14 protein-coding genes are annotated in these 14695 nt (G+C 42.9%); all 14 read left to right on the top strand.

Translation table 11 applies throughout. From position 1 onward, the window contains the following. The first annotated feature begins 13 nt into the window (after positions 1-13). The 14 genes from PHI47_RS08625 (at position 14) to PHI47_RS08560 (ending at position 14674) form a co-directional block, all read left to right on the top strand. Entirely contained in the window at positions 14-1447 is a 1434-nt protein-coding gene (locus PHI47_RS08625) for a response regulator (protein ID WP_299936246.1), read from the top strand. Between the two features lie 22 nt (positions 1448-1469). Further along, the gene (locus tag PHI47_RS08620; RefSeq protein ID WP_299936243.1) at positions 1470-1856 is read left to right on the top strand and encodes a response regulator; all 387 of its coding nucleotides are present in this window, start codon (positions 1470-1472) and stop codon (positions 1854-1856) included. 4 nt (positions 1857-1860) lie between these two features. After that, positions 1861-2358 (top strand): chemotaxis protein CheW, encoded by a 498-nt coding sequence (locus tag PHI47_RS08615; protein WP_299936240.1) that lies wholly within the window; start codon positions 1861-1863, stop codon positions 2356-2358. 1 nt (position 2359) lies between these two features. Further along, entirely contained in the window at positions 2360-4000 is a 1641-nt protein-coding gene (locus tag PHI47_RS08610) for a methyl-accepting chemotaxis protein (protein WP_299936237.1), read from the top strand. Then, positions 4001-4264 (top strand): hypothetical protein, encoded by a 264-nt coding sequence (locus PHI47_RS08605; RefSeq protein ID WP_299936234.1) that lies wholly within the window; start codon positions 4001-4003, stop codon positions 4262-4264. 75 nt (positions 4265-4339) lie between these two features. Further along, positions 4340-5785, top strand: a complete 1446-nt coding sequence (locus PHI47_RS08600; RefSeq protein WP_299936231.1) for a methyl-accepting chemotaxis protein — start codon at positions 4340-4342, stop codon at positions 5783-5785. A gap of 28 nt (positions 5786-5813) precedes the next feature. Beyond that, on the top strand, positions 5814-7913 hold the full coding sequence (locus PHI47_RS08595; RefSeq protein ID WP_299936228.1) for a chemotaxis protein CheA: 2100 nt from the start codon (positions 5814-5816) through the stop codon (positions 7911-7913). Continuing rightward, complete coding sequence (locus PHI47_RS08590) at positions 7906-8730, top strand: protein-glutamate O-methyltransferase CheR (RefSeq protein ID WP_299936225.1); 825 nt, start codon at positions 7906-7908, stop codon at positions 8728-8730. Before PHI47_RS08595 ends, PHI47_RS08590 begins: the two co-directional genes overlap by 8 nt. 10 nt (positions 8731-8740) lie before the next feature. Further along, positions 8741-10114 (top strand): PAS domain-containing protein, encoded by a 1374-nt coding sequence (locus PHI47_RS08585; protein ID WP_299936222.1) that lies wholly within the window; start codon positions 8741-8743, stop codon positions 10112-10114. 3 nt (positions 10115-10117) lie between these two features. Then, positions 10118-10927, top strand: a complete 810-nt coding sequence (locus PHI47_RS08580) for a HAMP domain-containing sensor histidine kinase (protein WP_299936219.1) — start codon at positions 10118-10120, stop codon at positions 10925-10927. Further along, positions 10927-11412: a chemotaxis protein CheD gene (locus PHI47_RS08575; protein ID WP_299936217.1), complete on the top strand. Its 486-nt coding sequence runs from the start codon at positions 10927-10929 to the stop codon at positions 11410-11412. The genes PHI47_RS08580 and PHI47_RS08575 overlap by 1 nt, the downstream gene beginning before the upstream one ends. Continuing rightward, the gene (locus PHI47_RS08570) at positions 11413-12435 is read left to right on the top strand and encodes a chemotaxis response regulator protein-glutamate methylesterase (RefSeq protein ID WP_299936215.1); all 1023 of its coding nucleotides are present in this window, start codon (positions 11413-11415) and stop codon (positions 12433-12435) included. 72 nt (positions 12436-12507) lie between these two features. Beyond that, a complete protein-coding gene (locus PHI47_RS08565; protein WP_299936212.1) occupies positions 12508-13602 on the top strand; it encodes a methyl-accepting chemotaxis protein in 1095 nt (364 codons plus the stop codon). A gap of 25 nt (positions 13603-13627) precedes the next feature. After that, positions 13628-14674, top strand: a complete 1047-nt coding sequence (locus PHI47_RS08560; protein ID WP_299936209.1) for a response regulator — start codon at positions 13628-13630, stop codon at positions 14672-14674. The last annotated feature ends 21 nt before the right edge of the window (positions 14675-14695 follow it).

Genomic DNA, 14695 nt, shown 5'->3' with positions numbered 1-14695 from the left:
ATGATGGTGGATTATGAATGATATAAAACTACTGATTGTTGACGATGTCGAAGACAATCGTCTGATATTAAAAGCGATCTGTCGAAAGATAGAGGGTTTTGAGATACGGGAAGCGTGTGATGGAATCGAGGCGCTTGAGTCGGTCGAAGAGTGGCATCCCCATATTATTTTAATGGATGTGATGATGCCTCGTTTGGACGGTTTTGAAGCATCTAAAATCATAAAAAAACGTTATCCGGAAACGGTAATCATGGCCGTGACCGCTGTAATGGATCCGCATATGGAAGCCAATATGGCACAGATCGGCGTCGGGGCTTATATTCACAAACCGATTGATAAAGAACTGATACGCTTTAAGCTCAAAAATTTCGGTGATTTCATCCGCTCTAAAGGGGGCGATTACAAAAAACTTTCTCCCAAAAAAGCGCTGAATCCGTTTTGCTCAGATGTACGGAATTTTAAAACGATCTTTGAGATCGGTGATGCAGAAGCGATGATGGATTTTGGGATGTGGATATTGACCCAGTGTGAAAATAAAATTGTGGCATCGTGTTACCGTGTCGATTCCAGCATAGAACTGTTATATGAGCTGATGCGTCAGGGAACACGTGATAATCGCAGTATGAGTATCATCATCGAAGAGAGTTTTGAAGAGATTTTTGTCACCATGAAATTTGCAGAGGCGATACCTTCTCATCCCAGAGTAGCGATGCTTCTTGAGGATTTAGGGGAGAATAGTATTGTACAGGACAATATTGCTTGTATTCGAATCCGTATTTCTGATGAAACAAAAGTGCAAAAGGCTGCTGTAGCGCCGGTTCAAAAACCTGCTGAAGAAGCTGTGCTGCAATCCCTCATGCAACATGAGATACCCAAGTCTGGGATGGTAGAGAACACTCCTGACGTGATCAAAGAGAAAAGGGTTATCGATACCGAAGAAAAAGAGATGCTGCGTCAAAGTTTTGTTCATAAAACAGCGGCTATCGATTACGTTCGCGATATCGGAGGAGATGTTCTTGACGAGATCCGCGATTTGGAGAGTTTGGATGAAGAATGGGGAGAAAAACTCCGTATTTTTGATTCCGAACCGACAGTAGAAAATCTACGGGATTTTGCCGATGGAGTATTGGGAATCTACGTGCGGGGGATTAATAACCTTTTTGAATTTACCGCACTGGCGTATGCTCTTTCATCACTCGGTACCTTTTTAAAAGAGCACGCTGATTTGGTGACGCAGGATAGGGCAAAAATCAAAACACTTGTGATGTTGCTGGAACATTTGGGATTGGATCTCGTTTCATGGAGAGAACATATTTTCGCCTTGCAAGATACAGCGGATATTCACTATCTGGACAGTTCTTTTTTCAGTTCCTGTATGCAGATAGAGGGGATTATCGGAAACAAAGAGCTGGATGTTGATGATGATAATGACATGGAATTTTTTTAAAACACAACCAAGGAGGAAGTAAATGGCAAAGAGAGTAATTATAGTGGATGATTCAAGAGCGGTTATCGCAACGGCTGAGTTGGCGTTGGATCAGATGATCAGCAGCGGTGTTATTGAGTTCAAATCGTATTTGAATCCGGCGGAGCTTTTGAGTGCGCTGCAGGCAGGCAGTGAAAACTTTGACCTTTTGATTAGCGACGTCAATATGCCTCAGATGAACGGTTTGGATTTAGCCAGATCAATTAAAATGGATGACCGGTACAAAACGAAACCGATTATCATCCTTACCACAGAGAGTTCTGAACAGATGAAAATGGCGGGTAAAGAGATCGGAGTAACAGGGTGGATGGTGAAGCCTTTTAGTGATGACAAACTGGTGAAATCACTTAAAATGGTATTAGGAGTATAACGTTATGGAACAAAACACTGCTCAATCAAGACGGGAACGGTATCTCACTTTCTTTTTAGGAGGGGAGCAATACGGTATAGCCATCGGCAGAATTAAAGAGATTATCGCCATGATGAAGGTGACTAATGTCCCCAAAACACCTGAGTACATGCGCGGTGTCATTAATCTGCGCGGGTCGATTATCCCTGTTGTCGATACACGGCTGCGGTTTGGAATGGAAGAGAGAGAAGCCGACATGCACACGGCGATTATCATCGTCGAAGTGGAAAAAGTCAATATCGGTTTTATCGTCGACCGTGTCGAAGAGGTGGCGTCGATTGATGCAGCCAATATGTCTGAACCCCCAAAATTCGGTGGTCAGATCGATACCGATTTTATCTGCTCAATGGCACAAATGGAAGAGAACGTGGTGATGATTTTGGATGTTTTGAAGCTCTTTGAAGCGGACGAACTTTTAAGTCTTGAACAGATTCAAAAAATACAAACAAGTGAAGGGGAATAATATGAATTGGTTGGAAAATATGGTATTGCAAACAAAGCTGATGCTGCTTACAGGTGTCATGGTGATAGCAATGGTCCTTTTGGGCTTTATGGGATTTAAAGCGACCGATGGATGGCAGTCTGATATAACTGAAATGGCAGATGTCAGTGTCCCAAGTATTGTCAGTGTTGGGACAATCCGTAACGGAACACAATTAGTCGCTATTCAACAAAACCGTGCACGTGGATTAGACGGAGACCCTAAAATGCAGTCTAAAATGGCCGATGCATACAGTAAAATTGATGAAGGGTTTGAACGTTTAGATAAGGGGATCAAAGAGTACGATTCTATAAAAAAAGCGCCTAATGAAAGTAAAATATGGGATGATCTTCAAGATGACTACAAAAAATGGCGTGAGCAAAGCAATAAATTCAAACAAACTGTGAATACCTTATCACAAAGTAATGATACAGCCGAGATCAATGCACTTTTCACTCAGATGGGAGATCAAATAGAAGAGATGCGCACGTATCGTACTAACTTTATGAACGGTTTACAAGATATTTATGATATCAATAAGAAAGAAATCAAAGATAGTAGTACAGCAGCAAAAGAGAAATCGAGTAGCTACAAACAAATGTTTATAATTGTTGCGTTTATTTCGATCCTTTTTGCCATTCTTTTAGCATGGGTATTGATCCGCTCGATCACCCGTTCGATTACTGCAAGCGTCACATCAATCCGTGACGGCGCGATGCAGATTACTTCCGCATCGGATCAAGTTGCTGCATCCTCTTCATCGCTTGCCCAAGGGGCAAGTGAGCAGGCAAGCAGTGTCGAAGAGGTAAGCGCAACGCTCGAAGAATCCACTGCGATCAACACTCAAAATACTGACAATGCACGTCAAGCCGATATTTTGGCAAGAAATGCAAACGATTCGGCAAAAGCAGGATATGAAAAAGGTGAACAACTCTCTCACTCCATGCACGCGATTACCGAATCGGCGGCTAAAATCTCCGGAATTATTAAAACGATTGATCAAATTGCATTCCAAACCAATCTTTTGGCGCTCAATGCAGCAGTTGAAGCGGCGCGTGCCGGTGAACACGGTTTAGGGTTTGCGGTTGTTGCCGATGAGGTACGTAATTTGGCACAACGCGCGGCGTCTGCGGCGAAAGAGACTTCCGTTATCATCGAAGAGGTTGTTACTCAGATCAAAGAGGGGAATCAAATTGCCCTTGCAACGCATACATCGTTCCAGGAGATTGTTGAACAATCGAAAAAAGTATCCGATTTGATTGGAGAAATCGCTATCGCCGGTAAAGAACAGGCAGAAGGTATGGGGCAAATCAATCAGGCGATGGGTCAAGTCGATCAAGTAACTCAGCAAGTAGCGGCTAACTCCGAAGAAGCGGCTGCAGCTGCTGAAGAACTTAACGCACAAGCTACTTCGATGATGGAAACGGTTCGAATTCTTGCAAAAATGGTCGGGATGGAAAATGATGCACCCTCTCATGCTGTGCGCAAAGTAAATCTCCATCATTTAGACCCAAATCCGGTTATTGCCCACCGTTCACCGGTAAAGCCTCAACGTAAGGCGATTTCTTCTTCTAAAGCTGATGATATATTTCCTCTGCATGAAGACGATTTGAAAGAGTTTTAAATGCAATTCGATGGAGATGCGTTAACAATCGATCTGAATATGTCGATGGAAGAGGTGCGCGAGTTTGAACAATTCGTTCGCCCCCGTATCGACTATATCGAGACGATCGAGGTAGATGAGGGTGGGATTCTCAAAAACAGTGCGCTATTGGCTCTTTTGGTGAGCCTTAAACGGACCCGTCCGGAATTGAAAATTCCTTTTTTAGAGAGAGGGGTGAGTACCACGGGTATGTACGGAACACTGCATTGGATTTGTTATGAGTAAATCAAGTAGAGCCCAAAGCGGTTTTGAGTTCTAAATAATTTAATATTTTTGAGTTTTACCAGAGAGGGAGTTTTGATGTCCAATTTCACTGTACGCGGAAAAATATTGCTTTTGTTAACCGTAATCATAGGCAGTATGATGGCGATACTTTTATTTGGCTATGTTAGATATAGCCAAATTCTTACTATGAGTATTCAAGCAGGTGAGGTCACGGCAGCACAGATAGAATACTCTCGCAGCGCACAAGTTGAATTTAAAACCCAAGTACAGGAATGGAAAAATATTCTACTGCGTGGGACGGACGAAAAAGCGTATCAAAAATATTTGAACGGGTTTAAATCATCACAGCAAAAGACTTTGGAGTCGATGAAGAAGCTTCAGGAACAGCTTAAAGTGGATTCGAACGGGGATAAAATATTGCTCAATGTGGATCAATTTTATACTTCGTATGACAAGTTGAACAGTGATTATATGCAGGCGCTTGAGCTGTATCGTAAAGCTGACCCCTCAGTTGCATTTACGATTGCCGATCACGCTGTAAAAGGTAAAGATCGTGATGCATCACATATCATCGATACGATTGTTGAACAGGTAAAAGTTAAACAAGAGCAAATGAAAGAGGAGATAGAAACTCAAAAGCATGCACTGGAAACTGAGCTCATTGCGATTATTTCTATCATTTTTTTCGGGACATTGATGGTTGCAGCTTATATGATCCGTTCTATCACTCTTCCGATTACCGCCAGTGTTGCCTCAATTCGTGAAGGTGCCATGCAAATTACCGCTACAAGTGATCAAGTAGCATCTTCGTCCTCAATATTAGCGCAAGCCTCAAGCGAACAAGCCGCAAGCGTTGAAGAGGTAAGTGGAACGTTGGAGCAAAGTACTGCTATCAATGCACAAAATACCGATAATGCCCGTCAAGCGGATATTTTGGCTAAAAATGCCAACGATTCTGCCCGTGCAGGATACGGAAGAGGGGAACAGTTAGCGCATTCTATGCAGACTATTACCGAATCGGCAGTTAAAATTTCCGGCATCATCAAAGCGATTGATCAGATTGCATTTCAAACCAATCTTTTGGCGCTCAATGCGGCAGTTGAAGCAGCGCGTGCCGGAGAACACGGTCTTGGGTTTGCCGTTGTTGCCGATGAAGTTCGGAATCTTGCTCAACGTGCGGCATCTGCGGCAAAAGAGACCTCTGCAATCATTGAAGAGGTTGTCGGGCAGATTGAAGAGGGAAACCAAATTGCGCATGCAACCCATACCTCATTTCAAGAAATTGCGGAGCAATCGAAAAAAGTCTCTGATTTGATCGGTGAAATCTCTATTGCCGGACGTGAACAGTCAGAGGGGATGGTACAAATCAATCAGGCAATGGGAAAAGTCGATCAAGTGACTCAACATGTTGCGGCTAATTCTGAGGAGACCGCAGCGGCAGCCGAAGAGCTCAACATGCAGGCCGCTTCTATGATAGAAACGGTACGCATCCTAGCTAAAATGGTTGGAATCAAAGAGTAATGAAATCGTGCAAAGAAGGATTTAAGAGATGACTAAACAAGAGCAAGTCAAAGCGATATTTATCGAAGAAGCGGGTGAGATTATCGAAAAACTCGATGTTGATATTCTTCGATTTGAAGAGAACTCAGCTGATTTTGACCTATTGAATGAAATTTTTCGGGGTGTTCATACTCTCAAAGGGAATGCCAATGCATTTGGATTTACGCGCTTGGGCGAGTTTGTTCATCATTTTGAAGATGTACTCGATCACTACCGCAGTAGTAAAGAAGAGGTGGAAGAACATCATCTGGAACTGTTCGTAGGAAGCGTGGATATCATCAAAGAGGTGATGACCTGTGAACTCGATGCCCTTCCTGATTTGCCGTCAGATTATGGTGAGTGTTTATTCAAAATCAAAAATCTGATATCGTCAAAACGTAACGGAGGTGTGCTTGTCGTAGAGGTGCAGTCTCAAGAACCGATGATGATCGATTTGGCATCAGAATTCGGTTTGAACTGCGATGATCAATTTGAATCGGATATGGCAAATAGCATTCAAATCCACCAAATGTCTCAGGAAGAAGGGTTGAACCTCTACCGGATTGATTTGACATTGGACAGGGATGCCTACAAACGCGGATTCGATCATTTGCTGTTTTTAGGGTTGTTAAAAGAGAAAGCGGTGTCGTTGGAGAGCTTTTTCAATCTGGAAAATATTCAACCGCTCGAATCGTTTAACTCGGATGAGAATGCGATTGTCCACGCGGGTATCGTCCTTTTAACGCCTCAAAGTGCTGAGGAGGTAAGCGAAAATTTTGAATTTTTATTCGATCATGAGTATGCGGTTAAAACAATCCCTCTCCCTGCAGCAGAGAAAGTACAAACGCCTCTCGTCGAAGAGCCGCTTATCGAGATGAGAGCCGGAGAAGATCGCAGAGCGTCAGACCGAAGAGAAACCGGCAGTGTCACCGCTTCGAAATCAACCATTCGAATCGATACGTTCAAACTTGATGAGTTGTTTGACTCGGTCGGTGAACTGGTGATCGCTCAGAATTTTATTGCCCAAAATGAAAAAATCAGTGCTATCGAGGATGAATCGATCAGCCGAACCATCGAGACACTTTCGAAGATAACCAAACGGATTCAAGATCGGGTTATGAGTTTACGGATGGTTGCTATTCGCGATACCTTCGATAAGATGAAACGGGTGGTACGTGATACCTCGAAAAAGACCGGAAAAGAGCTTCATCTAAACGTGCAGGGTGAAGAGACGGAGATTGATAAAACGATGATCGACAGCCTTTCCGATCCGTTGATCCATATTATCCGTAACGCTATCGACCATGGTCTGGAAGCAGATGCAACTGAGCGTCTGGCAGCGGGTAAAAAAGTAGAGGGGAACATAACTCTGCGAGCTTACCACAAAAGCGGCAGTATCGTCATCAGTGTCAGTGACGACGGTCGCGGGATCAACAAAGATAAAGTGTATCGTAAAGCGATCGAACGGGGGATCATCTCCGGCGATGAAAATCTCACCGATTCTCAAATCTTCGGTCTGATTATGCAACCGGGCTTCTCGACTGCCGATGCGATCAGCGATCTATCCGGACGCGGTGTCGGACTGGATGTAGTAAAAACTTCCATCGAAAAACTGCGCGGCAAGATCGAGATTGAGTCTAAAGAAGGGGAAGGGACGACCTTCTCGATGGTTCTGCCTCTGACATTGGCGATTATCGACGGTATGCTGGTTCAAGCAGCCGGTGAGATATACATTATCCCGACCCTTAGCGTCGTTGAATCGTTCCGACCTGAACAGGAAATCGTTCATGCGCTAAAAGAGAAAGGGGAATTTGTATCGCTTCGCGGACAACATCTCCCTATTATCCGCCTCAGCGACATCTTTGAACTTTCGACACAGAGAATTGAGCCGTGGGAAGGGATTTTGGTCTGCGTCGAAACCGAATCGGGTCGGATCGCTATCATGGTTGATGAACTCGTCGGTCGCCAGCAGGTTGTCATTAAACCGCTGGGTAAATCACTGGCAAAACTAAAAGAGATTTCCGGCGGAGCAATTTTAGGCAGCGGAGATATTGCATTGATTTTGAATGTGGATGAATTACGTCCTCTTATGGAAGCCACTAATGTTTGAAATCGAGTTAAAGCCTGAAGAATTTTCCCTGTTTCGAAAGTATATTTACGAAACTGTGGGGATATCACTCTCAGACCAAAAGAGTACTCTGATCAAAGGGAGGCTAAACAAACGGCTGAACCAGTTGGGTATGAAATCGTTTAGAAATTATTATGATTTTTTAGTTCAGGACACCAGCGGAGAAGAGCTCTCTTTTTTCGTGAGTGCGATATCGACCAATGTCACCTCATTTTTCCGTGAGAGTGCACAGTGGACATGGCTGGAGAGTTATTTACCCTCACTGATAGCATCCAAACGGGAGAAAAAAATTCGGATATGGTCGGCAGGGTGCTCAAGCGGAGAAGAACCTTATACGATTTTGATGTTTTTGCAGCATCACCTAAGCGATTTTGACTCTTGGGATATCAAAATTCTGGCCACCGATATTTCTCACAAAGTATTGTCCCATGCGATTAAAGGACATTATGAGGCTAAAAATGTTGAGCCTCTTCCCAAAGAGATAGTCCATCGTGCTTTTGACAAAATACGTTCCGAGAATGGGATCAGTTACCAAATAGCGCCGCATCTCCGAGAGAAAGTGTTGTTTCGAAAGTACAATCTCGTCACCGACCCGTTTTTTTTCAAAAATCGGTTTGATATGATTTTTTGCCGTAATGTCATGATCTATTTTGATGATGTTACCCGTCACGATCTGATCGGGCGTTTTACAACGCTCTTGCCCAAAGGCGCTCCTCTCTTTTTGGGGAGTTCAGAATCACTGACAACTCATCGCGAAACCTTAAAACTTTTGGGTTCGTCGATTTATCAACGCGTATAAAGGGTTCATTATGGACAAAACAGAACATGCTCTGGCACTTAAAGAGGCCAAATTCGATATCAATGAACTCTTTTTCTCGATCACCGATCATGCCAGTACAATCTTGTCGGGTAACGATGTGTTTGTCCGAATCAGCGGCTATTCGAAAGAAGAATTAATCGGGAATTTTCACAACATTATCCGCCATCCCGATATGCCCCGTATTATTTTTAAGACATTATGGGATTATTTGAAGGCAGAGAAACCGATTGTCGCCTATGTAAAAAATAAAAGCAAAGATGGGGGATACTACTGGGTATTAGCAGCAGTATTTCCACTGGGGGAGCGTTATATATCGATTCGGATCAAACCGAACACTAAACTTTTTGCAGCGATTAAAGAAGTGTATGCAACGTTGTTGAGAACTGAGGGCAATGGCGGCATGGAAGAGAGCGGTCAACTATTACCCGAACTCTTAAAAATGCACGGATATGAAGATTATGACCATTTTATGAACGATGCATTATTGCAAGAGTTAAAAGAGAGACAACAAAACGTTTCCAAAGCTCTGATTAATGAAGATTATCATGCGCCCTCACCTACGCTTGAAAAACTTAAAACGGTGTATTGCTACAGTACCGAATTGATGAATCAATACGATGAATGGTTTGAAAAAATCGATTTATTTACTCAGGTAAAATCGATGTTTGAAGAGAAGGGGTTGAAATTACGTGAATTGGCACGTGATGTTGTTTTCTTGTCATTGAACGCTTCGGTTTCATCGTACAAAGTCGCAAACGGCGGAGAGACATTCGGTGTTTTAGCGAGCGATATCCGGTTAAATGCCAAACAAAATGATACGTTGATTGCCGAGATCGATACCGTTGTGCAACAATTGTCACTCGCGCTTAATGCCATTGTTTTCTCCGTAGCAGGGATGCGTTTACAGATTGAGATGGTGACTTATTTTATTCAGGAAGTATCACATAATGATAATGAGTTGAAGATTGAGGAACTCATTGAAAATATTTGTGATTTGTTTGCTTTGGTTATGGAATATTCAAATAAATCCAATGTGTTACAACGTAAGCTTGATCAGCATATACAAGAGGCACTGAAGTATTTGGATCAACTGGAGCAGCAAATGATGTATTTGGGCTATATCCAGATTTACGGCATTATCGAAGCGGCAGGCAGTCATGATGAATCGGTACGTTTCGGAGTGATTTTTTCGCAACTTAAAAGTTTGGTGAAAGAGACGACTCAAGAGATTGAATTAATGCAAAAAATGGGTCTGAATTTTTCCAATGAAAATCGCCATAGGATAGAAAAATCAAAAGCTATTGATACTCAGCTGAATCATCTAAAAGAAGAGATGCGTACAATCAAGAAAATGGAAGAATAATCAATGGAAAAAATTAAAAATGATGAAATTGCTTTTTTAAGCCGAAAAATTTTAGAGCTTAACAAGCAGCTCATTGAAAGCGAAAAAGCAAAATCACGATTTTTATCGTTGATTGCAAGCGAACTTAACAATCCGATGACGGCTATTTTGGGGATGATTCCCCATTTAGCCCCCATGGGCGGCGATCTACGCAAGGAAATTTTTGCACTGGTACATGAAGAAGCTCTTTTATTGGATTCACGTATTCAAAATTTGGTGGCTGCTTCTGAGATAGAGAGCGGTAAAATCGATATCACCTATGCCCTTGTCGATCCGAAAGTACTGGTTAAAGAAGCGATTGAAGCATTTAAATACCGTATTAATGAAAAAAATATCACGATAACTGTGACCAATAAATTAGACAAAAAGATAGTTTCAGATCCCAAAAAACTCTATCTTATCATCAAAAATGTTTTGGGAAATGCATGTGATTACGGACTCGTAGATGAAGTAGTTCATGTGGATATTTTCGAGAACAAGAGTGAGATGATTATTGCGATAAAAAATCAGGGGAAAGCGCCACAGGTTGAGTATAAACCTCAGATTTTCACCCGTTTTGCCGAAGGACCGGAGGGGAATCACGGTCTGGGATTAGGCTTGAGTGTAGCCAGAGAGCTATGTGAACGTATGGATGGCGGGATTGATTACACCACCGATGAAACATCAGTGACCTTTATTATTACGTTGCCGCTTCAAAGTGCATGTGCCGATTCCGATGCGTGCGGTTCAAATGAATTTTTATTTGAATCGTTCGATGATGCAATCGAACTCTGATGATACAGGGAAGCTCGACGTTCATCCATGTGGGACAGATACACGTGGACAGTGCGCCGCATGCGATTTCGACAGTCTTAGGGTCGTGCGTTGCCGTCTGTTTGTATGATACTGCGCTGGGTATCGGCGGAATGAACCATTATCTGCTTCCGTTTTGGAACGGGAACGGATTGCAATCACCGAAGTTCGGAAACATAGCGATCCCAAAATTGATCGAAAGTATGATCATGAAGGGATCAAATCCCAAAAATCTGCAAGCAAAAATATTCGGAGGGGCCTCTTTGAATATGGGGATTTCGGATGCGATGATGATCGGACAAAAAAATATATTGGTAGCCAAAGAGATTTTACGAGAGTACAACATTGTTTTAGTTGCCGAAGATGTCGGAGGACAAAACGGACGGAAGATTCAGTTTGATTTGGAACGGGGAAAAGTGCTCTTAAAATACGCGCAGCGTAGCGATATGGTAAAGGGGGGAGTATAAATGGCAATTCGGGTATTGATTGTCGATGACAGTGCAACCGCACGGGCGGTTTTGAGAGAAATTTTGGAATCCGATCCTATGATAGAGGTGGTGGCGACCGCTTCGGATGCCTATATAGCACGGGATAAAATCGTTGAACTGCGTCCTGACGTCGTTTGTCTGGATGTGGAGATGCCTCGTATGGACGGGATTACCTTTTTAAAACGTCTCATGCACTATATGCCTATTCCCGTCATTATGGTTTCATCATTAACGCAAAACGGAGCCAAAACAACGCTTGAAGCACTGGAAGCAGGTGCGGTCGATTTTGTTCCAAAACCCCATTCGCATATTTATGACGGTAAAGATGAGATGCGAGACGAGCTTCTCTCCAAAATTAAAGTCGCTTCAAAAGTACGTGTTCAAAAGCGGATTTTGACGAATCCTCAGCAAGCCAATACCACCTCATTGGCAGAAACAACCCATAAAATTTTGGCTATCGGCGCATCGACCGGCGGAACCGAAGCGCTTAAAGACGTATTGATGGGATTACCGAGAAATGCCCCGGGAACCGTTATTGTTCAGCATATGCCGGCAAACTTTACGGCACCGTTTGCGGATAGATTAAATGGATTGTGTGCAATGGAAGTACGCGAAGCCCGCAACGGCGACTCGATTACCCCGGGAGTCGCATTAATCGCTCCGGGGGATTATCATATGGTCGTACGTCGTTCGGGTGCGCGCTATTATGTTGAAATCGGCAGTGGCGAAAAGGTTTCGGGACATCGTCCTTCGGTGGATGTACTGTTTAACTCGGTGGCTAAAATTGCCGGAGCGAATGCAATCGGTGTTATTCTGACAGGGATGGGGGGTGACGGTGCCCGAGGTCTTCTTTCGATGCGTAATGCGGGAGCCAAAACCATCGGTCAGGATGAGGCGAGCTGCGTTGTGTACGGCATGCCGAAAGTAGCCTATGAATTGGGAGGCGTCGAGAAACAGCTGCCGCTTTCACAAGTGGCAAACGGTATACTTGAGATGCTCTAGCGGTTGTGATTGTTTTAAGACTTTATTCGTTTATAATAGGGTTTATAACAGAATTGAGGAAGGAATGTTTTTATGGGATGGTTTAACGATGACACTAATTTGCTCCGTGAGCTGAATAATGTAAAAAATGATAATGATTCTCTGCGAAATGAAATTCTCCGACTCAAAGAGGAACTCAACGAAAAAAACGGATCTCTGCAAGCACAAACTGAACAATTCAAATGTCAAGACGCTTCGGATGTCATGGCGTATCAAAATGAACAGCTTAAAAAAAATCTGATCGATATTCAGGGCAATATGGCTCAGTCTGTTGCCTCTTCAAAAGAGAATATCGCGCAGTCAACGACACTGTTGGATAATATCGTCGGATTAGTGAGTAAATCCTCTAATATTTCGGAAACATTGGAAAACCTAAATCACCTGGCGGCTGATTCGATGGATACGGTGCAGGCACTCTCTATTAGAGCACAGGATGTCGCGAGTATCTTAGGGTTGATCAAAGATATTTCCGACCAAACCAATCTGTTGGCTCTTAACGCCGCCATCGAAGCCGCACGTGCGGGTGAACACGGACGCGGCTTTGCCGTTGTAGCGGATGAAGTGCGGAAATTAGCCGATCGCACCAATAAAGCGATCAGCGAAATTAATATTTCGCTGCAATCAATGAAACAGGATGTCTCGACTATAGGCGACAAGTTTGAGTTGATTCAGGAGAATATTTCCGAATCCAATGATTCCATCAGAAGTTTCAATGAAAACATGGAACAAAATGCATCTATGATGAATCAGACATTTATCAGTACTGCCCATACCGCTGAGCGGATTTTTATGAATTTGGCAAAGCTTGACCATGTTATATGGAAAGTCAATACCTATCTTTCCGCCGTATCGAAAAAAGAGCAGTTTTCATTTGTTGATCATCATAATTGCCGATTGGGAAAATGGTATCATAATGGTGAAGGTGCCGACTTTTTCCATAAAACGCCGAGTTATGGACAGCTTGAATCTCCGCATGCGATTGTTCATAACTCAACCCATAAAGTATTCGATTTGATCCAAACGAAAAGTATCGGTTCTGAAGATTTTTTTAGAGTTTTCCAAGATATGGAACATGCCAGTGACGAAGTCTTTGTGATATTGGATCGAATGCTTCAAGAGAAGCAATAAGAGTGTTGAGCGTAAAGGGTAAAAGATGGCTACGTTTAAAGATCTACAAAAGTTTTCTCTCCGATTGAACGTATTGTATGTCGAAGATAACGAGGCACTCAGAGAAGAGACAAAAAAAGTTTTTGAACCTTTTTTCGCACGTGTCGATCTTGCTCAAAATGGTGAAGAGGGACTTTCACAATACAACGACGCTCATTATGACATCATTATTACCGATATCAATATGCCGGTGATGAACGGGATCGATATGATTGAGCGTATCCGGGAAATCAATCCCGAACAAAAGATTATTGCGATTTCAGCGCACGATGAATCCACTATTCTTATCAATCTGATGCGCAACGGTATAAGCAGTTTTATTCTAAAACCGATAAATTTGAATGATATGCTCACTGCGCTTTATCCGGTTTGTCGGGATGCTGATGCCCAAAAAGTCAATCTTGAACTCTTTGATACCCTTCATGAGGAGCGAAAAAAGCTTAAAAAAGTGGTTAAACTGCTTACATCGCATTTGCATGCACTTAACGTTAAAAACGAGCAGCTTGGAACACTCTATTCACAAACTCAGCCGGAGGAGAGATCCGAACTTTTAAAAGAGTATTTTGCAAAAGACGAAGACCAAGGGGAAGAGAAAGTAGTTTTTATTGCCGATGACAGCGAAGAGATGAGAGATCTGTTAAATGAGATTCCCGATGAACTTGCTCTTTACACTCAAAATGCGCAGATGCGCCACATTCACAAAACCCATGAGGATCTTTCCAAAATATCCAATATCCTGTTTCGTTATTCCCCTTTTCTAGATCCATTGGCGGAAAATTTAAAAGAATTAGCCCGTCTCATAGCCGAAGCAAATGATTTCATAGCTTTGTTGAAGGATAAATCGGATTTGGTATTAAGACTTTTTGACGCCGTGTGCATCGATTTAAGCCTCTATGTTCAGCGTTTTTCAACAGAGAGTATGGCTATGCGCAATATCCACCATATTCATCAGCCGACATCGCTCAGTATCCAGCAGATTATCGCCTTGGTTCATCCTGATGATGCCGAATCCGGCGATATCGAATTTTTTTGAGATGCCCATGTTGAAACGGAT

This window comes from Sulfuricurvum sp. (genome assembly GCF_028713855.1).
In the GTDB taxonomy this organism is placed as follows: Bacteria; Campylobacterota; Campylobacteria; order Campylobacterales; family Sulfurimonadaceae; genus Sulfuricurvum.
This window is presented reverse-complemented; position numbering and strand designations above follow the sequence as displayed.